Origin of the sequence: Gemmobacter sp. 24YEA27 (assembly GCF_030052995.1) — a bacterium.
GTDB lineage: Bacteria > Pseudomonadota > Alphaproteobacteria > Rhodobacterales > Rhodobacteraceae > Pseudogemmobacter.
Genome location: NZ_JASJPW010000001.1, coordinates 178,979 through 202,367, shown reverse-complemented (window position 1 = coordinate 202,367; position 23,389 = coordinate 178,979). Strand labels below are relative to the sequence as shown.

Genomic DNA, 23,389 nt, shown 5'->3' with positions numbered 1-23,389 from the left:
CGGCTGCGACACTGAAACAGGGCGGCCGATCTGGCCGCCCTTTGATTTTTCGCCTCTGCCTTCTCTGGTTCCTGCAGCGCCGTGCCGGATCAGGCAGCGAGCAGCCTGATTTCGGACGGGTCGATCTGGCCATTCACCTCGGCCACGACAAAGCCGTCGATGCTGATCAGGGATGAGCCGCCGGTCGCGCTTTGCGTCACCGAGACTGCGGGCGAGACATGGGCGGCGGGGTCATAGACCAGCACGATCTCATCATCCTGCGGGTCGTAATCGGTGATGGTCGCGAAGCCGCCTTCACCCAGCCATTGCGTCAGGACGAAGCTGTCAGATCCCGCGCCACCATTGCCATAATCACCCGCGCCGAGATGGATCACATCATCGCCGTCACCACCATTGAGGAAGTCGACTTCGCCATCGTCCCCCTCGGGGAAGGCGCCCCAGAGTGTATCATTTCCGGCGCCGCCATCCAGCGTATCCGAACCCGCTCCGCCGACCATCTGATCGTCGCCCTCGCCGCCCCAGAGCCAGTCATCGCCCTCTTCGCCATAAAGGCTGTCATCGCCCTCACCGCCCAGCAGCGTGTCATTGCCGGCGCCGCCCTGGAGCAGATCGTCGCCTTCATGCCCCATCAGCTGGTCATCGCCATCGCCGCCGTCGAGCGTGTCATCGCCCGTATCACCATGCAATTCGTCGTTGCCGGCACCGCCAAGGACGAGATCATTGCCGGCTCCGGCATTGACGATGTCATTGCCATTGCCGCCATAGACCGTGTCATCGCCATCGCGGGCGTTGATCTGATCATTGCCATCTTCGCCCCGGATCAGATCATCGCTGTCGCTGCCGTCCAGCAGATCGTCTCCGGTCGTGCCGGTGACCGGCACAGGCTGCGGCGAGACCGGGCCTGGCCCGGTTCCGGAACCGTCGGGATTGCCCGTGCCCGTGTCGGCGTCGGTGCCACCCGTATTATCCGGCAAGGGTTCAACGATCGGGGGATCAGCGACAGGGGGGCCATCCTCTGGGACATGGCCATCTTCAAAGCCGGTGTCGGTTTCATCGGAGCCGCCATCTGTGGGGTCGTCTGTGTGGCTGCCCGTTGCGCTGCCGTTCAGGCCAGCCCCGGGCGTGTAACCGGATTGAGTACCGTTTTCGCTGCCGCTGCCCGAAGGCGTGATGCCTCCTGTCCAGCCGCCGCCATGGGTGCCGCCCGCGCGGAAAGGGTTCAGGCCGTGGAAGGGGTCGGTCTGGGTCGCGTCATCCGGATCATCCAGCAGATTGCCGTGACCGGTCTGAGGATCGCCCTGGCTGTCCTGGTTTTCGGACTCATCCTCTTCGTCCGTGCTGCGGGCAGAAATGCCCTCAATCAAAGCACCGGCAAACACCGCCCCCAACAATCCCAATAGGCCCAGCATTGTCTCACCTCACATGGCTGACCCCATGGGGGCGTTAACCATTTTTCACGTTAACCATCTGATGCATATGAAAACTTCCTGACTAATTCATACCACGCAAGGGGGGTATCCTCATAGAAGATGTTTTGGTTAAGTTGTAAAAAATCCGACGCGATCCGTTTCCGGATTCGCTCTGACCGGGCGGGGTCGGCCGGTGCGGGACAGGCCCAGACCTGATCCGATACGCCTTGCCGCCGACAGCGCCAGGGGCTTTCCTTTTGCGCCGAATCCCCGTATAGGAGCGCATCCCCTGCAGCGGTTTTCCCTGCCGGGGTGTAAGGGCCCTGCTGGACGACATCCCGGCTTGTGCCGTCTCTCGCAACACCGAAAGGAGCATCCGATGTCGATCACCGTCGAAGAAAAAGCCCGCCTGATCAAGGAATACGCGACCAAAGCTGGTGATACCGGTTCGCCCGAAGTGCAGGTTTCCATCCTGTCCTCGCGCATCGCGACCCTGACCGAGCATTTCAAAACGCATAAGAAAGACAACCACTCGCGTCGTGGTCTGCTTATGCTCGTCGCGCAGCGCCGCAAGCTGCTGGACTATCTGAAAGCCAAAGACGAAGCGCGTTACAGCTCGCTGATCGCGCGCCTCGGCCTGCGTCGCTGAGGTTTTGCCACAGCGCCCGGTTTCACCGGTCGTGTCTGTGTCACAAGAATGCCCGTGCCGAAAGGTGCGGGCATTTTTCTTTGATACTGCCCTTCTCTTATAGTTTAAAACTATAATGACGGCCGCAGATTTCTATTTCTCTCTTCGGGTGACCGCCTGTATCGACTGAGTGACCGGAGGCGGTAACCGGAGGGGGAGGCCATGGCGCAAGACAAAAGCGGTTTCTCCCTGTCCCGGGCGGCGGGCTATCTGGCAGCAACTGTCGCTTTCGCGCTGTTTGCGGTGCTCTTTGCCCTGGCAGGAGCGGTCCTCACAACCGGCGCGGTCCTGTTCGATCTGGCCTGGGTGCCCTCGCTCGGGATCGGGCTGTCTTTCATGCTTGACCCGCTGGCACTGATCTTTGCCGCGCTGATCACCGGGATCGGCGGGCTGATCTTCCTCTATGCCACCGGCTATATGGGCAACCATCCGCAATTCGGGCGCTTTGTGCTCTTCCTGTTTCTCTTCATGCTTTCGATGCTGGGGCTGGTGCTGGCGCGCGACCTGATCACGTTATTCGTGTTCTGGGAGCTGACCTCGCTCACCTCTTACCTGCTGATCGGCTTCAGCCATGACGACCCGAAGGCGCGCCGCAATGCGCTCCAGGCGATGCTGGTCACGGCGGGCGGCGGGCTGGCATTGCTGGCCGGGTTCATCCTGATCGGCTTCGCTGCGGGGAGCTATGATCTCGCGGTGATCCTGCAAGGCGGGGGATTGCAGACCAGCCCGCTTTATGGCGCGATCCTGACGCTGGTGCTTTTGGGGGCATTCACCAAATCTGCGCAGATCCCGTTCCATTTCTGGCTGCCCAATGCCATGGCGGCACCGACCCCGGTTTCGGCCTATCTCCATTCCGCGACCATGGTGAAGGCAGGGGTCTATCTGCTGGCGCGGCTGCATCCGGCGCTCTCTGGCACCGGGGCATGGGAGATCACACTGACCCTGGCCGGCGGCGCGACGGCGCTTTTTGCCTCGGTCATCGCGATCCGCCAGCGCGATCTGAAACAGGCCCTGGCCTGGACGACGCTGATGGCTCTGGGTGTGCTGGTGCTCTTTCTGGCGCAGGGGTCGGGTGTGGCCCTGACGGCGGCGCTGACCTTCCTGATCGTGCATGCGCTTTACAAGGCGGCGCTGTTCATGGTGGTGGGCGCGGTGGATCATGGCACCGGCAGCCGCGATGTGACAGCCTTGCGCGGTTTGCGGCGGGCAATGCCGCTGACCGCGGTTTCGGCGCTTCTGGCTGCGGTCTCGATGGCAGGCCTGCCGCCCTTCCTTGGCTGGATCGGGAAAGAGCTGCTTTATGCCGGGGTCACGCCCTGGCTGGTGCTGCCGCTGCTGGCCTCGAATGCGCTGATCTTTGCGGTGGCGGGCGTGGTGGCGCTGCGACCCTTCTGGGGGGCGCCGCCCGGGCCCTTGCCGCGAGAGCCGCATGAGGCAGGCTGGCAGATGCTGGCCGGCCCGGTCGTGCTTGGGGGGGCGGGGCTCGTCTTCGGGCTGATGCCTGGCCTGTTGCAGCCGTTGCTGGACGCGGCGGTCATGGGATTTGGCGCGGCTCCGGCGGCAGAGCTGCATCTCTGGGCCGGGGTCAACCTGCCGCTGGCGCTCAGCCTTGCGACGTTCGGGCTGGGGGGGGGCTGTTCCTGGCCGCGCCGCGTCTTCTGGCGCGCGGGACCGGCCTTTCCTTTGCGGACCGCTGCTGGGACCGGTTGCTTGCGGGCCTCGCCGGTTTCGCCACGTTCCTGACCCGGGTGATCCAGTCCGGCAGGCTGAGCCACTACCTCACGCTGAGCTTTCTGACGGCTGGCCTCGTGATCCTTGCCACGCTGGCGGCAAAGCGTCCGCTGCTGGCGGTGGAACTCACCGCGCCGCTGCCGCTTTGGGTGATCGCGGGTTTCATGCTTGGCGGGGCGGCGCTGTCGCTGACGCCGCATTCGCGCATCGCCAATATCGCCGGGATCGGCACGGTCGGGATCGGCGTCGCGCTGATCTTCCTGATCTTCGGCGCGCCGGATGTGGCGGTGACGCAGCTGATGGTCGAGTGCCTCTCTGCCGTCCTGTTCGGCATCGCGCTGTTGCGCCTGCCCGGAATCACCGAGCGCCGCAGCCCCCGCCGTCGCGCGCTGCATTGGGGGATCGCGGGCATTATGGGTCTGTCGGTTACGCTGATCCTACTGGCGATCACCGCGCATCCGCCGGACCGGCAGCTTGCCGATTATTTCGAAGAAAACAGCTACAGCCTCGCGCATGGTCTGAACATCGTGAATGTGATCCTTGTGGATTTCCGGGCCTTTGACACTTTTGGCGAGCTCACCGTGGTTCTTCTGGCCGCCATTGGCGCCTGGGCGCTGCTGAAGCGCCGCATCGGGAGGGCGCGCGGATGAGATCCCCGATCCTTGCCACCGGCGCGCGGCTTTTGTTGCCGCTTTTCCTGGGCTTTGCGCTTTACATCCTTCTGCGCGGCCATAATGCGCCGGGCGGCGGCTTTATCGCCGGGCTGATCGCGGCGCTTGGCTTTGCGATTGTGATCTTCGCCGATGGGCCGGAGGCCGCGCGCCGGATACTGCGGATCGATCCGCGCAGCCTGGGCGGCATCGGGCTGGTTTGCGCCCTGATCGCGGGGCTTGCGGCCGCGTTGAGCGGGGGAGCACCTTTCCAGGGGATCTGGCTCGATCTGCCGGTCCTGCCGCTGTCCACGGTGCTGCTGTTTGATATCGGCGTATTCCTGGCCGTGATCGGCGGCGTCCTGGCGCTGATCTTCGCGCTGGAAGACAGCGGAAAGGCGGGCGGCTGATGGAAACCATCCTTGCGATACTGGCCGGAGCGCTGGTCACTGCCGGGCTCTGGCTGATGCTTTCGGGCAATCTGCTGCGCTTTCTGTTCGGGCTGATGCTGCTTTCGAATGCGGTCAATCTGGCGATTTTTGCCGCCGGACGTCTGACCGAGGGCCGCCCGCCCCTGCTGGAACCCGGCGGCGCGCGGCCTGTCGGCGAGATGGCCAATGCGCTGCCACAGGCGCTGTTGCTGACCGCCATCGTGATTGGCTTCGGTCTCTTCGCCTTCGCCCTGGCGCTGACGATCCGTGCCTATCGCAGCTTTGGCCATCTTGAGGTTGACCGGATGCGTCTGGCTGAACCGGAAGAGCCGCGGGGGAAGCATGAGCTGGATCCTCGCACTTCCGATCCTGACGCCGTTCATCGGGGCCGGGGCCTGCCTGTTCCTGCGCAATCGAAAGGGCGCGGGCTGGATCTCGGTCCTGACGGCGCTGGTCTCGCTGGGGCTCGCGGTCCGGCTTCTGGTCACGGTGATCGACCATGGCGTGATCGCGGGTCAGGTGAGCGGCTGGCCTGCGCCCTTCGGGATCACGCTGGTGGCGGATTATCTCTCGGCGGCGATGGTGCTGATCACGGCGATCATCGGGCTGGCGACCGCCCTCTGGGCCATGGCGGAAATCGGCCCGACCTCGGCGCGGCTCGGCTGGTTCACCCTGTTCCAGACGCTGCTGGGCGGTGTGACCGGCGCCTTTCTGACCGGCGATCTTTTCAACCTTTATGTCTGGTTCGAGGTGCTGCTGATCTCGTCCTTTGGCCTGCTGGCGATCGGAGGCAGCCGCAGCGCGACGGACGGTGCAGTGAAATATGTGACGCTGAACCTGATCGCGACGGCGCTGTTTCTCTGCGCCGCCGGGCTGACCTATGGCGCGACCGGCACGCTGAACATGGCCGATCTGCATGGCAGGGTGGCGGCGCATCCCGATCAGGGGCTGATGACGGTGATCGCAATGCTGTTCATGCTGGCCTTCGGAATGAAAGCTGCAGTCTTCCCGTTGTTTTTCTGGCTGCCGGCCTCGTATCACACGCCACATTATGCGGTATCCGCCCTTTTTGCCGGGCTTCTGACCAAGGTTGGCGTCTATGCGCTGATCCGGGTCTTCACGCTGATTTTCACCGGGGATCAGGGCTGGACGCATGAGATCCTTCTGTGGTGCGCCTGCCTGACCATGGTGACAGGCGTGCTTGGCGCGGCGGCCCAGAGCGATTTCCGCAAGATCCTTTCCTTCCACATCGTCAGCCAGATTGGCTATATGGTGCTGGGCCTTGCGCTGATGACGCCGCTCGCGCTGGTGGGGGCGGTGTTTTACCTGCTGCATCATATCATCGTGAAGGCGAACCTCTTCCTTGTGGCCGGGGTCTCGCGCCGCCTGACCGGCGCGTCTGATCTGGCGCAGATCGGCGGGCTTTACCGGGCGGCGCCCTTCCTCGCGGTCCTGTTCCTGATCCCGGCCTTTTCGCTGGCGGGCTTTCCGCCGCTTTCGGGCTTCTGGGCGAAATATCTGCTGGTCCGGGCCGCGCTGGAGGAAGGCGCCTGGCTGGTTGCGGGGATCGCGCTTATGGTGGGGCTTCTGACCATTTACTCGATGACCAAGATCTGGGCCGGCGCCTTCTGGAAGCCGCATCCCGGCGGATATGAGCCGGTGCTGGCGCAGCTTTCGCCCCGCGCGCGCGTGCTGATGCTGACGCCGATGGCGGTGCTGGCGGCGATGACGGTGCTGATCGGGGTGATGCCTGAGCCCTTCGTGACTTTTGCCACCACCGCCGCGCAGCAGCTTCTGGAGCCTGAGGCCTATATCCGGACCGTGCTGGGAGCGCGCCCATGAGCCATGCACCCCGTATTCTTCCCCGCATCGTTGCCGGCGCGAGCCTTGTGCCCTGGTTCCTGAAAGAGCTGGTGAAATCCTGCCTCCAGGTCGCGCTTGACTGTATCCGGCCGCGCCTGACCCTGTCTCCCGCGATTGTTCAGTTGCCGCTGCGCGCGGATATATCGGATGCCGAGATCTTCCTGCTCTCAAGCCTGATCACCCTGACGCCTGGCACACTGACGCTGGATGTCGCCGGGGACCGCAGTTGCCTCATGATCCATTGCCTGCATGGCAGCGACCCTGAAGCCCTGGTTCAGGAGTTGCAGGATGGTATGGCGCGCCGCGTCAGGGGGGTGTTCAGATGAGTTCTGCTGCGTTTCTGGACCTGAGCCTGACCGGGGCCATGGCGCTGATGGCGCTGGCGGTGTTTCTGGGACTGCTGCGGCTGTGGAAAGGGTCGACGCTTGGCGACCGGGTGGTGGCGCTTGATATGATGTCGGCGGCGGTGATCGGCTTTTGCGCGCTGTTTGCGCTGAAGGCCGGGATCGGGGCCTATCTCGACATCGCGGTGGCCGTGGCGCTGGTGAGTTTCGTGCCGGTGGTGGCGCTGGCGCGCTATGCCGGGTGGCTGGCGCGGCGGGAGGGGACCGATGACTGAGGTGATCACAGGGGTTCTGGCGCTCGCGGCAGGGGTGTTTGCGGTGATTGCGGCGCTTGGCGTCCTGCGTTTTCCCGATGTATTGACGCGGATGCATGCGGCCTCAAAGGTCGGGGCATTCGCCGGCAGCCTCGCGCTCCTGGCGGCGGCGATTGGTTTTGGCACCACCGGGGCGGTGGTGAAGGCGCTGGTGGCGATCCTGTTTCTTTTTGTCACCGCCCCCATCGCCGCACATCTGATCGGCCGCGCCAGCGCCTGGCGCAGCGGGGGGCTGCCGCGCGGGCGGCGCTGATCGCGCTGGACGGATTGTGATCCCGGCCAGCAGCGCCCGCTTTTGCGCTTTGGCGCGGCATGGCTTATGCTTGATCCGAGAGCAGCCCATCCGTCACCCGCGAGAGACAAAATGTCCCGTATCCTTTCCAGTGCCTTTCTGGTCCTGGCCCTCGGCGCCGGTGCCGCAGCGGCCGATGTCTGTAACTATCGCCTCAGCGAGATGATCGCGCTGCGCGCCCCGAAACTCGCGGCAGCGGCGGCAGATGCAGCCGTCGTCGGACGTTTTGACCCCACTGCGCCGGATTTCCTGACCCTGGTCGACAGCAGCACCGGCTTTTCCGCCGTGGGGGCTGTCGTGGCCGGCGCCAATGCCGCCAAAGCCCTTGGCGGGGCAGAAGCCGCGCTTGGGGCAGGGGGCACCGTGCTGACCTCCTCGGCGCTTGGCATGGCGGCGGGGGCGGCAGCGCTTGGCATTGTCGGGCTGGAGGGCGTCTGCCAGTTCAAAGCCGAACGTCTCACCGATTATTATGAAGTGCTGGCTGTGCTGGCCGCTGTGGCCGAAACCGCCGACCGGGATTTCTTTCAGCTGCAACTGGGGCCCGCGCGCAAGAAGGGCGCCGTGGTCGAGATCTGGGATACCGGCAGCGGGGTGCGCAAGCAATATCCCGTGGCTGAGCTTTACTTCGTCAATGGCGAGCTGAAATATCGCCGCTGGGGCTTCAACAAGAACCTCGGGATGCTGATGCAGTTCGAGGGGGGCATCCCCAAAGTCGAACAGAAATGACCTGAGAGAAAGAGAAAAGGCCCCGGATCGCTCCGGGGCCTTTCTTAATTCTGAAGCGGGGGGCTCAGCCCTCGGCTTCTTCTTTCTTCTCGGTGATTTCCAGGCCGGTTTCCTGGTCAACCATCTTCATGCCGAGACGGACCTTGCCGCGATCATCAAAGCCAAGGAGTTTCACCTTAACTTCCTGACCTTCTTTCAGGATCTCATTCGGGTGGTTCAGACGCTTGTTCGCGATCTGCGACACGTGGACCAGACCGTCCCGCTTGCCGAAGAAGTTCACAAACGCGCCGAAATCGACCAGTTTGACGACCTTGCCGGTGTAGATCTTGCCATCTTCCGGCTCTGCCACGATCGACCAGATCATGTCATAGGCCTTCTTGATGGCATTGGCGTCGTTCGAGGCGATCTTGATCATGCCATCATCATTGATGTCGACTTTCGCGCCCGAGACTTCGACGATCTCGCGGATCACCTTACCGCCCGAACCGATCACTTCCCGGATCTTATCGGTCGGGATCGACATGGTTTCGATCTTCGGAGCGTAAGCCGAGAAGCCCTGCGGCGCGGACAGTGCGGCATTCATCTCGCCGAGGATATGGAGACGACCGTCTTTGGCCTGGGCCAGAGCCTGCTCCATGATCTCGGGCGTGATGCCCGCGACTTTGATGTCCATCTGCATCGTGGTGATGCCGTTGGCGGTGCCTGCAACCTTGAAATCCATGTCGCCAAGGTGATCTTCATCACCGAGGATGTCGGTCAGAACCGCCCAGCGGCCATCGTCTTCCAGGATCAGACCCATGGCGACGCCTGCAACCGGCGATTTCAGCGGAACGCCCGCATCCATCATCGAGAGCGAGCCGCCGCAGACCGAAGCCATCGACGAAGAGCCGTTCGATTCGGTGATCTCGGACACGACGCGGATCGTGTAGGGGAAATCGGTTGCAGCCGGCAGAACCGCCTGCAGCGCGCGCCATGCCAGCTTGCCATGGCCGATCTCACGACGGCCGGGCGAACCCACGCGGCCAACTTCGCCAACCGAATAGGGCGGGAAGTTGTAATGCAGCAGGAAGTTCGAACGGTAATTGCCGTTCAGCGCGTCGATGATCTGCTCGTCTTCGCCGGTTCCGAGCGTGGTGACCACGAGACCCTGGGTTTCCCCACGGGTGAACAGTGCCGAGCCATGCGCGCGCGGCAGGATGCCGTTTTCGCAGAAGATCGGGCGGACGGTTTTGTTGTCGCGGCCGTCGATCCGGGCGCCACCATTGATGATGTCACCGCGCAGAATGCCCGATTCCAGCTTTTTGATTGCCGAGCCGAGGTTCTTGTCGGCAAGATCTTCTTCCGACAGCGAAGCCTTGATCGCTTTCACCGCAGCCGAGATCGCATTGGTGCGGTCCTGCTTGTCACGGATCGCGAAAGCAGCGCGCATCTGGGTTTCGCCAGCGGCGGCCACACGGGTGTAAAGCTCGGAATAATCCGGAGCCTGGAAGTCGAAGGGCTCATTGGCGGCTTCTTCGGCGAGGTCGATGATCAGGTCGATCACCGGCTGCATCGCGGCATGGCCGAACTTGACGGCGCCGAGCATTTCTTCCTCGGTCAGCTCGTAAGCCTCGGATTCCACCATCATAACGGCGTCTTTGGTGCCGGCGATGACGAGGTCCAGACGCTGGTCCGGGTTGTTCTTCAGCTGGGTCATGTCGTCCATGGCCGGGTTCAGAACATACTGGCCATTGGTGAAGCCAACACGCGCGGCCCCGATCGGGCCCATGAACGGCACGCCCGAGATGGTCAGTGCGGCCGAAACGGCGATCATCGCGACCACATCCGGGTCATTCACGAGGTCGCAGGACAGCACGGTCGCCATAACGAGGACTTCGTTCTTGAAGCCTTCGACGAAGAGCGGGCGGCAGGGGCGGTCGATCAGACGCGAGGTCAGCGTCTCTTTTTCCGACGGGCGTGCCTCACGCTTGAAAAAGCCGCCAGGAACTTTGCCGGCGGCGTAATACTTTTCCTGGTAGTGAACGGTCAGCGGGAAGAAATCCTGGCCTTCCTTGGCCGTCTTGGCGAAGGTCACATTGGCCATCACCTGGGTTTCGCCCAGCGTCGCGATGACCGAACCATCGGCCTGGCGCGCAACCTTGCCGGTTTCCAGGGTCAGCGTCTCATCGCCCCACTGGATAGATTTTTTCGAAATTTTGAACATGCATTTTCCTCTTGGGAGCGCTCCGGCCCCTGCCGGTCTCCCGATATATGGCGACCCCATTGTCGCCGCCCCAATCCTCATGCATGTGCCCGGGGCCAGGGGCGTCACGTCTCAGATGGCGCGGGCCATACAGGAAAACGGGCTGTTTGGGAAGCCCGATCCGGTCAGACCCCTTCTGCATCAGACTTTGATCGCCGCCTGCAGCCTTTGCATATCGGCGGTGAGGGCGGGCGTGCTCAGCCCGAGCCTGGTGGCGAGGGCCGCGATCCGGATCCGCCAGTCGAAGCGCGCCAGCGCCTCGTGATGGTTGCGGCGCGCGACCTCCGGTGTCCAGGCGTGGACGGCTTCGGCGATCAGATCGAGGTTTTGGTCAAGGTCGATCCCGCCGGTTTCCAGCACCGCGCCGGGCCAGCTGACCAGCCGCAGATCCCCCTCGGGCTGGCGTCCGGCAACGCTGGCGCCGCAGGCCAGCGCATCGGTCCAGCGCGCGGTGACATAGGCGCGCGTCGGGTGAGTATAGGGGGCGGGTGCCGCGATATTCGAATGGGCGATGATGAATTTCGACCGCGCATACCAGTCGCGCATCAGCTCGGTTTGCTGGGTTTCCGGGCTGGCGGGGAAGGGGGGGCGGCCCTGGAACTGCAACCCCCGCGCCGCGCAGGCGGCGGCGGTGCGCGCGTCATCATCCCAGGCCTCGGGCTGGCGGCCGACCCGCAAAAGATCAATCGGGCGCTCTGCTGCAGTGCTGCCCAGATCCAGCACATCGGCCCCCCAGCCGAGATATATCGCACGGCCCGGCGCCAGCGCTTCGTAATCCGGGGCATCGCCCTCGCGGGTATAGGCCACCAGGTCGAAATGCGACAGCAGGCGCGCGGCGGGGCGCGGCCAGGTTTCTGTCCAGAAACTGTCGATCACCCAGAGCGCGCGGAACGCCCGTTTCTCGCGCCAGAGCGGATGGGCGAGCGCCCGCGACAGTTCGGAAGGCGAGCGCAGTACAAAGATATCGCCGCCCGTGCCGCCGCGCGGCGGGGGAAACAGCGTCGCGCCAATCCGCCCGGGCAGCGAGAGCCGGCAGGGACCAATGTCGTAAATCCCGGCCTCAAGGAGCCGTGCCATCAGGCCAATCAGGTGATTGACCGGCATCCAGCCGGCATCCTGGTTTGCGAAACAGAACAGCCTTGTCGCAGCACGTGTCATGGTATCGGCCTCCGGCATCTGACAGGGGGCCTGCGGCCATATCCCGTGCAGAGATAGCAGAAATTTCGTGACGGCGGAATGGTTTGGTGCGATTCCGGGGACGGCATTTGTTAACGGCCAGCCTCAGGCCGCATCAGCCCCGATCACCCGAAAGCCAATATGACCGGTCGGGCTTTCCGCTGTAATATGGCTGCGTGAATGCACGAAACAGCGGGCGCAACAGCTGTCATGACGCAGATGCGAGCCGCCGCGCCGCACCTTGCTGTGAGCCTTGGCCTGGCTAACAGGGCAAGGGCGCGGCGAGTAAAGATCCAAAGCTGCCCGCCGTCCCCCCAGACATTGCCGGTCATACTGAACAGCCCATAGCCCTTTGGCGCAAAGGTCCTCACCGGAGCAGTGACGGCAAAACCGTCTTCTTCGCTGTTTCGATCGGGAAAGCGGCCTTGCCAGATATCATGCCCATACCGCCCGGCCGGGGGCAGATCCCTCCCCAAAGGGAATTTCATCCGCGTAAGCCCGCCGCGCGCGGCATATTCCGTTGCGCCTCGGAGGGCAGGAAGGCCGGGTTGTTCTGGCACAGATCCCTCAGCTGCCAGAAATCCTCTTCCGTATCAACGATCTGCTGCCAGGCATCGAGATCGCGGATCAGCCGGTATGTGACATGACGCTGCGTCACATGTTCCTTGTAAAAGGACGGCACCACCGGATCCGGCGCCCTCTCGCCTTGAATAAGCGGCAAGAGCACCTGCCCGCATTGCCGCTTTGGCGCGGTGACATCGGCAATGCCCGGCAAAGTCGGCCGGGCATCGATCATCGCAACCGGATCGGTGACCACCCGCAGCAGCGGGATTTCCGGGGCTGACCGGATCAGCGGTACATTGGTTTCTACAAGGTCGCTTTGCGGAAGATAATGTGATTGCCAGGGTGGAAGCCGTGATCCGCGACAACCATGATCGCCTCATTCGCGGCATGGCGGGACTCGCGCAGCTCATCAGGCACAAGTCCCAGCTGATAGTCAGCCCGGCTACAGGCCGAGCAGTAACTGCGCGCGCTTTTCAGCCAGAAAGTCGATCGCCGAGGTTTCGGCCAGAGAGACAATGAAGAAATCATCACCCTCACCATCATCGGTGCCAGGCCGGCCCCGCTAACCCCTGTAGAATTTCATTCGGCACCTCGTTTCTTTGGGCAGCTGAGCTACCGCCCGCAACCTGGCCACTGACACAGGCTGTGATTTGCAGCCTGCCGATCCCTGACGGGAGGGAGATAAGAGCTGTCGGAACGCAGGCAGCACGCGCCTGAGTTCAGGGGGCAGGTCGCACTGGCAGCCCTGAAAGGCGAGGAGCCTTTAGCCGGGCTGGCGTCCTGACCGGTGTCGATCTGAGGAGCGTGCGGCGAGCGGTGCCGGTTTGACCAGCGGCGCATGGGTGTGATGCTGGAACATGTGGGCATGGTGATGAGCGACAGATGCTCTGCCGCATCTGTCGGGAATTAGGGTCATCGGTGCGCCGGCGTCGTGGGCACAAGCTGGCCCTGATCGCCGACACCAGTATCTCGAGGGCAAGGATGGCACGGGAACTTGATGCCCTGGTCCGGATCCATGGCAAGCCCGACTGCATCGTCTCTGACAATGGCACCTGGTTCACCAGCCAGGCGGTCCTGAAATGGGCGACCGACAACGGCGTCGGATGGCACCACATCCACCCCGGCAAGCCGCAGCAGAATGGCTGCATCAAGCCCTTCGACGGAAGTCTGGGCGACGAATGCCTCTGCGAAGATATCTTCGACAGCCTGGCTGATGCGCGCCGGGCGCTCGAGCGATCTGGCAGCGACGCGCCCCGCGGGCTTGCCCGACCCGACACCGGCCAGTGTCAACCCCAGGGGCTCCCGTTATGAACGAGGAACAACCGGAGAGAAGGTCGGATCGCTGTGTCGATGATCTGCGCCTCATGCGGGATCAGGGGCGTCATCATGCTGGCCCGCGCCGGACCGCAGACCGGAGCCTGGCAAAGAGCCGTGTGGAACGCCGTCGATACCGCGCAAAATTCGTCAAGAACCGGGAATTGTAAAGGTAAGCCGAACACCGATTTATAGCGCCGGGGCGCGATGGCATCGTCAAAAACGGACCAGAAGAATGCTCTTGCGCGTCATAAGGTTACTTTGTCAGACATCGAGAACTGGCAGGGCTGCAGGCAAGGCAAAAGCCACGTGCATTCCCGGATTTCCGGGAGGCTTGACGCAAACAGCCAAGGCTTCCGTCTGATCTGATATATGTAATCTGCCGCCGGCGAAGAAACCGGGCAGAGTGTCAGCCGACGCCCGGCTTCTGGCCCATCCCGTCGATTGTTTTCAGCGTCATTCTCTGGTGTTGCCCGGCACCCGACACATCCATCGCACCTTACCTGGTCCTGCGCTTCATGGGCGCCGGTCATGTTGGACAACTGATCTGAGGTGGAAAACTCCGGTGGCTTCAGGCCGCAGCTTGCTCCGGAAAGGATTGTTGGCGCCAATCCGTTCATCATGCGGGCGTTGAGAGAAAGCGGGGCAGCACGGTCCGTAGATCATGTCGAGAAAATGGATCAGCGTTATAAATGCCATGTGTTTCAGGGGTGTCTATACGGCGGAGACGACTCTGGCGCGCAACCTGATATCCAACGATGAGTGGACCTTCAGATCATCGACAGCACTGTGATCCGCGCTCGTCATCATTTTGCGGGCGCATCAGGGGGACGTTGATCAGAGGCTCTCGGCCGTTCGAGAGCGGCAGGTAAGAAAACGATCAGCGGATCTTATTCTGGACCACTTCCAGGACCGGGATCCTTCGGCCTTCGGCGATGGGGCTGGCGCTGAGATCCCGGTGAGAACCGGGATCTCGCGGCACAGGATTGCGGCTATATCGGCGATGATCTGGTGACAGCCTAAATCCTCCCGCAGATCGCCGTTCTGACCGCCTGCTGAGGCTGTGGCACCTGTGACACCCGGAATACAGCCCGATGAAATTCACGAAGATATCGAAAGCCGCAACGCGCCACCGATGATCCCGATGCGCAGGAAAAGAGAGCTGTCGATATGCTGCTCTACCCATGCTCAACCTGGTCGAGGGTTGCTTCAACAAGCTGAAAAACAGCAGCTGGCCGGCAAGCGGTTACGACAATTCCGCAGGCCGCATCCGTGAATTTGCTGACGCCGCCTTCATCAGGCTAATGCCCCGTCATTTTGCATCATGACCTAAGAACGCCGTTTCCGCCTCAGCCTGCTTCGGCTGGACTCCTTATACGCGCTTTATACGCGCTCTTCTTCAGCAGGCCTGCTCCTTCGGCCTCTGGCAATCGGCCTGATGATCCGCCGGTCCACGGTCCTGCCGCGATGGGTTGAACGACGTTCTCCCCTCCGCCTCTTCCTGCTGGACATGCGGCCATGGCACGGACGGCCCGAACGGCTCTGAACTGGTCTTTTCTGACTTCACGATCCGGCTCCTCCCAGTAACACCCACCTCTCCCATAGCGAAGGCGGCGGGGTTTTCCCCGCCGCCGACTGGTCAGCGCCGCTGTGGCTGACGCGGCTGATCGTTACCTGGCTGTTTCTGGCCGGGCATCTGCTGTTCCTGCTGGCGTCCGGGGGCACTGTCGGATTTGTGGTGCGGATCCTTCACCTGAGGTTGTTTGGGATCGCGCGGTTGATCGCGGGTCGGGTCTCTGGGGTCTGCCATTGCTAGTCCTCCATTTACGACAGGTTTGTCGCGCCTCATGGCGTCGACACCTCTGAAACGTCAGGGACGCAAGCTGGCTCCATCACGCAATATCACGCGCGAAATCCAGCCGGATTCATGGGCAGAACCAGGCAGAGGCCCGCCGAAAAGCGCTCCTGCCCACTCTCTCGGGCGCAACCCGACCAGCGAGGCGGTCTTGCAGGCGCGAAGCGCCGGTTCTAGCGCGAGGTCATCCAGACCCCAAGCATCGTCACCGCAAGACCCGCAAACATTGCCATGGTCAGAGGTTCGGAGAACAGCGCCCATGCCCATACCATCGTAACGGGGGGCTCAGATAAATGGCGGCGCTGACTTTCGCCGCAGGAAACATCCTGAGCGCTGTGTAATAGACCGAGTAGGTCGCAAAGGTCGCGATCAGCACCAGCCAGGTCATGCCGATTGCGAATTTCTGCGTCAGGGGCGGGGCGAGGCTACCTTCGCTCATCCAGGCGCAGGCTGCAAACAGGACCGAACTGGTAAGGGTATGGATGCACAGGCTCTGATACACAGGGATGCGCAACAGGGGCTGTCTGCGGTGCAGAATGGAGGCAAAGGCAAAGACCAGCATCGATATCACTGTCAGCCCATAGGCCCAGAGGGGGGCAGCTCCCAGACTCAGGCTGTCAAAGGTCACAAGCAAGACCCCGGCCAGGGCGATCCCGGTTCCCAGCCATTGGCGTGGGGTAAGGCGTTCCCCCAGCAAAGGTTGAGACATGGCGGCGATGGCAAGCGGAAGCAGATCAGAGATCAGCGCGACGAGGCCCGTCGGGACACGTTCGCCGATGGCCAGCGCAAACCCCCCGAGGTAAAGAAAGACCGCCATCACCCCAAAGCCCATCTGCGCCAGAACCGCCTTCACCGACAGGCGCGGCCCGAAGAAAATCGCAAAGGGCAAAAGGATCAGGCCCGAGATCAGCGTCCGCCAGAACAGCAGCAGGGCAATACCCGCTTCATCATTCGCATAGCGGATGCCGACGAAACCAGAGCTCCATCCGACAACCAGCATGAACGCCATGGCAGGCCAGAGAAACCAGGGCCGGGCGCGGGCCGGCAGAGCAGTGGCGAGGTCGGACATTCTGTGTTCCGGTTTGGACAGGATTGCCACTGGCTACGGGGTTTCAGGCGTCGGAGCACATGACAAATTTCGATCTCCCAATGACAGAGGCATCGCAGATGTAATGAATACTTGCCTGAAAAATGCCACCTGGTCATGACTTTGGGGTGACCTGTGAGGTATTATCATGACTGAACTTCTATCGCGGCGCCTCGATATCGACGCTTTGCGCGCTGTCAGGGCCATCCGTCAACACGGTGGCGTCACGCGCGCGGCCGAGGCGCTCGGGCTGACGCAATCCGCAGTCAGCCACAAGATAAAGCGGCTGGAGGCCAGCCTGGATTGCGAGATCCTCTGTCGCAGGCCGGGCATGGCGGTTTTCACAAAGCAGGGCGAAGAACTGCTGTCCTATGCCGACCGGATCCTCAGCCTGCATGACGAAGCGCTGCTGAGCCTGACGAAAAACGATCTCAGCGGCCGGATCCTGCTGGGTCTGACCGAGGACACCACCTGCTCGGACCTCGCGCGGATCCTTGGGCGCTTTCATCGCCTGCACCCGCAGGTGTCGGTGCGCACCCGGGTCCGCATGAGCCTCGTCTTGCGCGCCATGCTGGATCGCGGCGAGCTCGATGCCGCCATCATTCAGGTCTTTGCCCATGAAATCCGGCCCGCCGATGTCGTGCTGTTTCGTGAGGGGCTGCATTGGGTGAAATCCCGTGAACTGGCGCTTGCGCCTGATGGACCGGTTCCATTCCTGTCTTTTGATGATGAGTGTTTCTATCGTCAATGGGCGCTGGATATCGGCCAGGATGGCGGTGCGATGCTGGAAACCGTCTTCGAATGTTCAAGCGCGGCGGGGATCATGGCAGCGGTCAATGCCGGGCTTGGGGTGGCACTGCTGAGCGACCGGTATCTGCGAGCTGAGATGGAGGTGATCGCGGACCGATTGCCCGCTCCGCCGGCGCTTGCCTATGTCATTCGGCGCGCACGAAAGGCCAGAAATCCGGCACTGGACAGCCTGATCGCTGAAGTGACCACCGAAATCAGTCGTAATGGCGGCCTGTCGCTCGCCGCCTGAGCTGGTGGCACGGATGGCGGGCCACAGGGCGAGCTTGCTTCAGGGAAAGCGTGACGGCGCGGGGCGAGGATGAAAACGGTGGCGCGAAATTCGTCCACGGCAGCGGCGGCATGATACGACTGCGGTCGACGTAAAAGTCGCCAGATTTTCCCTTTCTGCGCCATAACGGAAGGTGCGGGGCTCTCCGGCGTGGAGCTATATCTCAGAGAGCGTCAGGCTTATGCGGAGGGCATGAGCCAGGGGGAAGCGCCGCGTGTATGTAACGTGTCGCGGGACAGGGTTCGGAAAATCATGCCGTTCTCGGTTACGCCAGGCTACCGGCGGCAGGCGGATATCTGGCGGATCGCCCGGATCGTCGCCCCCGTCCTAGGTCACTCGTTCCTTCGGCTGGAAACGCTTCATCGATGCGCGGTTCGTCATCGACCGGGAAGGGATCGTCCGACAGCAGCGGCGCCACGCCATGAGGCGCCAGAATGGCAGCCAGGACCCGACGGGACACATCCGTGATCAGCAGCCGGTCGCGGTTTTTCGTGAACACAGTTGGGACCCGGGCAGCGTCGCCGACCCCAGGGCCCACGAACCAGCGAAACAGCAGTTTGCAATCCATCTTCTCATGATCCACATCCCCCACCGCAGGCGGCGTTCATCGGCTGACGCCCGCGGGCGGTTACCGTTTGCGCGCGTCGAGCTCCGAATTGAACAGCCGCAGCCGATGGGTGAGCTTTTCACTCTCGATGACCGAGTCGAAATTTTCGAAGAGGAAGGACAGGGCCTCTCCTTCATCAAGGCCTGCATCGAAGGCGAAGCGCTTCAGCCGGCGATAGCCGTCTTCGGTCATGGCGACAGGAAAGCGGCGGGTCAGGCGAAAACGTTTCGGCATCAGTCTCTCCAAAGCGGTCTGGCGGCAGTCTAGAACGCCTCGGCAGTCAATGCCATGACCGGATCGGCACCGCTCTCGATCCGGGCCAGATGCGTCGCGCAGGCGGGCAGCTGGCGGGCCATATAATAGCGACCGGTGGCGATCTTGGCGTCAAGATACTCCTGGTCCGCCGCGCCGGCATCAAGGGCCGCAAAGGCGGCGCCGGCCATTTTCGTCCACATCAGGCCAAGGCAGACATGGCCGGCCAGATGCAGAAAATCGGTGGAACCCGCCAGCGCCGCATTCGGATTTTTCACGCCGTTTTGCATGAAATACATTGCCGCAGCCTGAAGCTGTTTCGACGCGGTTGTCAGGGCGTCAGCGAAAGGTTTCATCCGCTCATCACCGTCATGGGCGCGGCATTCGGCCTTCACCAGGTCGAAAAACGCCATCACATGATTGCCGCCATCTGCCGCGAGTTTACGCCCGACGAGGTCCAGCGCCTGTACGCCATTCGCGCCCTCATAGATCATCGCGATCCTTGCATCGCGGACGAACTGGCTCATGCCCTGTTCTTCGATATAGCCGTGGCCGCCGAAAACCTGCTGCGCCCCGACCGTCGATTCAAAACCCTTATCGGTCTGGAACCCCTTTATGACCGGCGTCAGCAACCCGATCAGCCCGTCAGCTTCGGCATCGGAATTGCGATGCGCGCGGTCGATCAGCGAGGCGCCCCAGAAGGTCAGCGCCCGTGCGCCTTCGACAAAGCTCTTCTGATCCATCAGCATACGGCGGATATCGGGATGCACGATCAGAGGGTCTGCGGCGCCTTGCGGGTTCTCCGCTCCGGTCATGGCGCGGCCCTGGAGGCGATCTTTCGCATAGGCGGCTGCGTTCTGATACGCCGCCGCGGCCACCGCATATCCCTGGAGGCCGACCCCCAGCCGCGCCTCGTTCATCATTGTGAACATGGCCCGCATCCCCTTATGGAGATCGCCCAGCAGCCAGCCCTTCGCGCCATCATAATTCAGCACGCAGGTCGCATTGCCGTGAATGCCCATCTTCTCTTCGATCTTGCCGGTCGAGATGCCGTTTCTTGCCCCGACAGAGCCATCATCGTTCACCAGAAACTTCGGCACGATAAAAAGCGAGATGCCTTTAGTGCCCTCGCCGCCACCTGGCGCGCGGGCCAGCACCAGATGGATGATGTTCTCCGCCAGATCATGATCGCCTGCCGAAATGAAGATCTTCTGGCCGGTGATCAGATAAGAGCCTTCCTCCTGCGGTTCGGCCTTCGTGCGCAAAAGACCCAGATCGGTGCCGCAATGCGGCTCGGTCAGGTTCATCGTGCCGGTCCAGTCGCAGGCGATCATCTTCGGGAGATACTGCGCCTTTTGCGCCTCGGTGCCATGGGTATGGATCGCCGAGACCGCGCCATGCGTCAGGCCCTGATACATGTTTAAGGCCATATTGGCCGAGACGAAGATCTCGCCTACCGCGCAATTGATCAGATAGGGCAGACCCTGGCCGCCGTAATCCGGATCGCAGTCAAGCGCGGTCCAGCCGCCCTGTTTCATGGTCTCGAATGCGGCTTTGAACCCATCGGGCGTGCGCACAGTGCCATTTTCCAGCACGCATCCCTGGCGGTCGCCAATGGGATTCAGCGGGGCGAGTATGGCCGAGGCAACCTTGCCGGCCTCTTCCAGCACGGCGCCGGTGAAGGCACGGTCGAGATCCGCGTAGCCTGGAATGTCAAAGCCGGAGATCCCGAAAACATCATGCAAAATGAACTGCATATCCTTCACCGGGGCGGTATAGCCGGTCATCGTTTTCTCCCTTCGGTTCTGTGCCGCTGGGCCTCCTGGCCCGGCAGTGGTCATTTGCCTGGCGGGTCGGCATTCTGGTTGCGGGCGGCGGCGATCAGGCCGGCACCGGTCTCCAGCTCGGCCTTCAGATCGCCTATCGCAAGCGTCAGTTCGTCGCGCTGCTGCTCCATCGCGCGGAGCCGTTCCTGGGCCAGATCCCAGGTGCGTTCCATCTGCGCGAGGTTCGAGCCGTCGCGGGCATAGAGGTTCAGGACCTGGCGGATGTCTTCCAGCGAGAAGCCAAAGCGTTTGCCACGCAGGATGATGGTCAACCGTGCCCTTTCGCGCCTGGTGTAGCGCCGTTGCGACCCGATGCGGACCGGCGAAAGCAGCTCCTTCGCCTCGTAAAAGCGCAGCGTCCTCGGGGTGACGTCAAAGGCGTCGCACATCTCGCGGATCGTCATCTGCTCGTCGTTGGGCATTGTCCTCTTTCCTGGATAGTGGCCCCGGCGGCGGACCGGTGGGTTGGTTAAGACATGTGCTGTCATCTGCGGCGATACAATTGAGCTTACGTAAACGTCAGTATGACGTCACGTCACGCCTGCGGTATTGGCAGAGTGCTGCCTGTGAGCCGGGGCTGTCGACCCGGCGGAGCGGGCAATAGTGACCGTCTCGGGCCGCCATCGGGGAACGCGCAATCCCGGGAGACGGGTCAGCCCTGTCCGCCGCTCTCGGGCGGGCGGCACGCTTCGGCGGCAAAGGCCAGAACGGCAGCGCTGATTTCGGATTTGCGCAGCGGTTTCGTCAGATAGCGGTCCATGCCCGAGGCGAGAATTCCCTCCTCGTCCCCCTCCATCGCATGCGCGGTCAGGGCAATGATCGGAACCCGCTTCAGCCCGCGCGCCGCCTCGCATTCGCGGATCGCCCGTGTGGCTTCGTGCCCGTCCATCCCAGGCATCGAGATATCCATGAAGATCAGGTCGGGCTTGTAGCTTTCCCATTCGGCCAGCGCTTCATGGCCATTTCCGGCGAAGCGCAGCTCGACATCGAGGGAGCGCAGCATTTTCTGCAAGACCAGCTGATTGGTCCTGTTGTCTTCGGCGGCAAGGATGCGCATGGCCCGCTGGTGGGGCTTCGTGGCAGTGCGTGGGGCCTCGGGCAAGGCGCATTCAGGCGCAACAGGCGGCGTCAGGCTGGTCAGAAATCGATAAAGCTCCGCCCGGAGCACCGGCTTTTGCAAGATTGCGTCGACCGCCGCGCCGCCCGCCTCCTCTGCGGCCAGCGGACTGGACGAGATCAATACCAGCGGCCTGTCATAACCGGCCTCCCGCAGCTTTTTGGCAAGGACCGCCCCGTCCATTCCCGGCATTTCGTGATCGGCAAACACGACATCCGGGATCATTCCGCCTGTGATATGGTGCAGCGCCTCGTGACCCGAACGGCAGAGCAACACCTCTGCCCCACAGGCGGCGAGCTGGCGTTCGAGGATGGTGCGGTTGATGAACTGGTCATCCACCACCAGCGCTTTTCCGATCGGGACGGGCAACCTCCCGGCCCCGCTCTCCTCGGCCAGAGGCAGGGCGAGCCGGAAGCCGAAGACCGAGCCCTTGCCATAATCGCTGTCGACCCAGACCGCGCCCTCCATCCGCTCGATCAGGCGCCGCGTGATCGCGAGGCCACGGCCGGTGCCTTCGAATTCGCGGTTCCGGTCATCATTGACCTGGCAGAATTCGCTGAACACATGGTCGAGCAGGCCTGCGGGAATGCCGATTCCGGTATCTTCGACCGTGACATGCAGCTGGTGGCGCCCGCCTTCGGCCTCCATGCCGACGACGCGGGTGAGCACATGGCCTTTGGTGGTGAATTTGACCGCATTCCCGATCAGAATGGTCAGCACCTGCCGGAGACGCGCCGGATCACCAGTGAAACGGGTGGGCAGGAAAACATCGTAATCAATCATCAGATCGATGCCCTTTGCCCGCGCGCGCGGCTGCAACAGCATCACCACCTCATGGATGAGGCGCTCAAAATCGAAATCCCCGGGGCGCAGCGTCAGCTGGCCGGCGTCGATTGAGTAATGGTCGGGGATATCGTTGATGATCACCAGAAGCGCCTCGCCCGAGGACCGGATGGTCTCGGAAATGAGGCGCTGCTCATCCGACAGAGCGTTGTGGCATAACAGATCCGCCATGCCGGCGACCCCATTCATCGGTGTGCGGATCTTATGGCCCATATTGGCAAGGAAGGCCGGTTTCGCCCGGCTCCCGGATTCGGCGGCGAGGCGGGCGGTCTCGAGCGCCACTGCCTGTTCGCGCAGTTGCGTGATGTCGACACGCAGGCCGACGCGGCCGCCATCCGGGGTTTCCTTGCCGATGGAGCGCAGCCAGCGGCCGTCTGTCAGCTGATGTTCCCCTTCGGCCGCAGGGCCGCAATGTTCCGACATCCTGGCCTTGACCGTTTCCACTTCGCACCCGCACGCCTCGGGGTACCCGCCCAGAGCGAGGCCGTAGCGCAGGATATTCTCGAAAGACACGCCCGGGGGCATCATCGGGGCCGAGGTCTTGTCAATATCGCGGTAGCTCTGGTTGCAGGTCATCATTCTGTCCTCGCTGTCGAAAAATACGAACCGATCGGGAATTGCCTCGATTGCGGCGCAGATCCGCATTTGCCGGGTGATGTCGACCAGCTGGCAGAGCATTCTATCCTGGGCGTCGATTTGCGCGGCCAACCGCCTCCAGCCGCCATTGGCCAGGTGCAGCAGCAGGTCCGGAGGAGGCAGGAGCGCTGCCTTGAGCAGGTCCGGCGCATCCGGGAAGGGTGCTGCTGCGATCTGCTGTACCGATGGGAACGGGGCTCCGGGCCACGGTCTGTCGTCTTCGGGGCGCGATATGCCCGGAGCGCGCAGGCCATTGGTCAGAAGATCGGGAGCCTCAGGTAGAGCTGTCAGAGCCGCCGATGCGCTGCGGGCGCGCGGCGGGGGCTGCGCCTCACTGAGCGCGT

Annotated in this window: 21 protein-coding genes and 3 pseudogenes; 13 read left to right on the top strand and 11 right to left on the bottom strand. The window is 62.7% G+C overall.

What is annotated here, in order from left to right; genetic code table 11:
- Positions 1-89 precede the first annotated feature (89 nt).
- Positions 90-1,409, bottom strand: coding sequence for a calcium-binding protein (locus tag QNO18_RS01060; protein WP_283176172.1), 1,320 nt, complete (start codon positions 1,407-1,409; stop codon positions 90-92).
- 379 nt (positions 1,410-1,788) lie between these two features.
- Between QNO18_RS01060 and rpsO the strand changes: the two genes are divergently transcribed.
- The 10 genes and pseudogenes from rpsO to QNO18_RS01010 all read left to right on the top strand — a co-directional run bounded on the left by rpsO (position 1,789) and on the right by QNO18_RS01010 (position 8,448).
- A complete protein-coding gene (gene rpsO, locus QNO18_RS01055) occupies positions 1,789-2,058 on the top strand; it encodes a 30S ribosomal protein S15 (protein WP_198836558.1) in 270 nt (89 codons plus the stop codon).
- A 201-nt stretch (positions 2,059-2,259) separates the two neighbouring features.
- Positions 2,260-3,840: a proton-conducting transporter membrane subunit gene (locus tag QNO18_RS01050; RefSeq protein WP_283176171.1), complete on the top strand. Its 1,581-nt coding sequence runs from the start codon at positions 2,260-2,262 to the stop codon at positions 3,838-3,840.
- Positions 3,804-4,478, top strand: a complete 675-nt coding sequence (gene mbhE / locus QNO18_RS01045) for a hydrogen gas-evolving membrane-bound hydrogenase subunit E (RefSeq protein ID WP_283176170.1) — start codon at positions 3,804-3,806, stop codon at positions 4,476-4,478. The genes QNO18_RS01050 and mbhE overlap by 37 nt, the downstream gene beginning before the upstream one ends.
- Entirely contained in the window at positions 4,475-4,888 is a 414-nt protein-coding gene (locus QNO18_RS01040) for an MnhB domain-containing protein (RefSeq protein ID WP_283176169.1), read from the top strand. The genes mbhE and QNO18_RS01040 overlap by 4 nt, the downstream gene beginning before the upstream one ends.
- Positions 4,888-5,229: pseudogene (locus tag QNO18_RS01035) on the top strand (NADH-quinone oxidoreductase subunit K); the annotation flags it as partial. The gene QNO18_RS01040 and the pseudogene QNO18_RS01035, both read left to right, overlap by 1 nt.
- 22 nt (positions 5,230-5,251) lie before the next feature.
- Positions 5,252-6,751, top strand: a complete 1,500-nt coding sequence (locus QNO18_RS01030; protein ID WP_283176168.1) for a Na+/H+ antiporter subunit D — start codon at positions 5,252-5,254, stop codon at positions 6,749-6,751.
- Complete coding sequence (locus QNO18_RS01025; RefSeq protein ID WP_283176167.1) at positions 6,748-7,098, top strand: Na+/H+ antiporter subunit E; 351 nt, start codon at positions 6,748-6,750, stop codon at positions 7,096-7,098. The genes QNO18_RS01030 and QNO18_RS01025 overlap by 4 nt, the downstream gene beginning before the upstream one ends.
- Entirely contained in the window at positions 7,095-7,391 is a 297-nt protein-coding gene (locus tag QNO18_RS01020; RefSeq protein WP_283176166.1) for a monovalent cation/H+ antiporter complex subunit F, read from the top strand. Before QNO18_RS01025 ends, QNO18_RS01020 begins: the two co-directional genes overlap by 4 nt.
- On the top strand, positions 7,384-7,683 hold the full coding sequence (gene mnhG, locus QNO18_RS01015) for a monovalent cation/H(+) antiporter subunit G (protein ID WP_283176165.1): 300 nt from the start codon (positions 7,384-7,386) through the stop codon (positions 7,681-7,683). Before QNO18_RS01020 ends, mnhG begins: the two co-directional genes overlap by 8 nt.
- 111 nt (positions 7,684-7,794) lie before the next feature.
- Positions 7,795-8,448, top strand: coding sequence for a hypothetical protein (locus QNO18_RS01010; RefSeq protein ID WP_198836550.1), 654 nt, complete (start codon positions 7,795-7,797; stop codon positions 8,446-8,448).
- Between the two features lie 64 nt (positions 8,449-8,512).
- On the opposite strand, the gene pnp is transcribed toward QNO18_RS01010, so the two are convergent.
- The 4 genes from pnp to QNO18_RS00990 all read right to left on the bottom strand — a co-directional run bounded on the left by pnp (position 8,513) and on the right by QNO18_RS00990 (position 12,683).
- Positions 8,513-10,651 carry a polyribonucleotide nucleotidyltransferase gene (gene pnp, locus QNO18_RS01005; protein ID WP_283176164.1) on the bottom strand — a complete coding sequence of 713 codons (2,139 nt, stop codon included), beginning with the start codon at positions 10,649-10,651 and terminating at the stop codon, positions 8,513-8,515.
- Positions 10,652-10,831: 180 nt separating this feature from the next.
- A complete protein-coding gene (locus QNO18_RS01000) occupies positions 10,832-11,848 on the bottom strand; it encodes a hypothetical protein (RefSeq protein ID WP_283176163.1) in 1,017 nt (338 codons plus the stop codon).
- Between the two features lie 143 nt (positions 11,849-11,991).
- Entirely contained in the window at positions 11,992-12,354 is a 363-nt protein-coding gene (locus tag QNO18_RS00995; protein ID WP_283176162.1) for an SUMF1/EgtB/PvdO family nonheme iron enzyme, read from the bottom strand.
- Complete coding sequence (locus QNO18_RS00990) at positions 12,351-12,683, bottom strand: hypothetical protein (protein ID WP_283176161.1); 333 nt, start codon at positions 12,681-12,683, stop codon at positions 12,351-12,353. The genes QNO18_RS00995 and QNO18_RS00990 overlap by 4 nt, the downstream gene beginning before the upstream one ends.
- A 591-nt stretch (positions 12,684-13,274) precedes the next feature.
- Here QNO18_RS00990 and QNO18_RS00985 point away from each other — a divergent pair.
- Together QNO18_RS00985 and QNO18_RS00980 are read left to right on the top strand one after the other, a co-directional pair.
- Positions 13,275-13,741: pseudogene (locus QNO18_RS00985) on the top strand (integrase core domain-containing protein); the annotation flags it as partial.
- Between the two features lie 1,187 nt (positions 13,742-14,928).
- Positions 14,929-15,072, top strand: coding sequence for a hypothetical protein (locus QNO18_RS00980; protein ID WP_283176160.1), 144 nt, complete (start codon positions 14,929-14,931; stop codon positions 15,070-15,072).
- Positions 15,073-15,834: 762 nt separating this feature from the next.
- Here QNO18_RS00980 and QNO18_RS00975 read toward each other — a convergent pair.
- A complete protein-coding gene (locus QNO18_RS00975; RefSeq protein ID WP_283176159.1) occupies positions 15,835-16,668 on the bottom strand; it encodes a DMT family transporter in 834 nt (277 codons plus the stop codon).
- A 166-nt stretch (positions 16,669-16,834) separates the two neighbouring features.
- Here QNO18_RS00975 and QNO18_RS00970 point away from each other — a divergent pair, with 166 nt between their 5' ends.
- The gene (locus tag QNO18_RS00970) at positions 16,835-17,725 is read left to right on the top strand and encodes a LysR family transcriptional regulator (protein ID WP_283176158.1); all 891 of its coding nucleotides are present in this window, start codon (positions 16,835-16,837) and stop codon (positions 17,723-17,725) included.
- 381 nt (positions 17,726-18,106) lie between these two features.
- Here QNO18_RS00970 and QNO18_RS00965 read toward each other — a convergent pair.
- The 5 genes and pseudogenes from QNO18_RS00965 to QNO18_RS00945 form a co-directional block, all read right to left on the bottom strand.
- Positions 18,107-18,338: pseudogene (locus tag QNO18_RS00965) on the bottom strand (IS5/IS1182 family transposase); the annotation flags it as partial.
- A 54-nt stretch (positions 18,339-18,392) separates the two neighbouring features.
- Complete coding sequence (locus QNO18_RS00960; protein ID WP_283176157.1) at positions 18,393-18,605, bottom strand: hypothetical protein; 213 nt, start codon at positions 18,603-18,605, stop codon at positions 18,393-18,395.
- Positions 18,606-18,634: 29 nt separating this feature from the next.
- Positions 18,635-20,410 (bottom strand): acyl-CoA dehydrogenase C-terminal domain-containing protein, encoded by a 1,776-nt coding sequence (locus tag QNO18_RS00955; RefSeq protein WP_283176156.1) that lies wholly within the window; start codon positions 20,408-20,410, stop codon positions 18,635-18,637.
- A 50-nt stretch (positions 20,411-20,460) separates the two neighbouring features.
- On the bottom strand, positions 20,461-20,871 hold the full coding sequence (locus QNO18_RS00950) for a MerR family DNA-binding transcriptional regulator (protein WP_283176155.1): 411 nt from the start codon (positions 20,869-20,871) through the stop codon (positions 20,461-20,463).
- Between the two features lie 230 nt (positions 20,872-21,101).
- Positions 21,102-23,117, bottom strand: a complete 2,016-nt coding sequence (locus QNO18_RS00945; RefSeq protein ID WP_283176154.1) for a response regulator — start codon at positions 23,115-23,117, stop codon at positions 21,102-21,104.
- Positions 23,118-23,389: the final 272 nt, after the last annotated feature.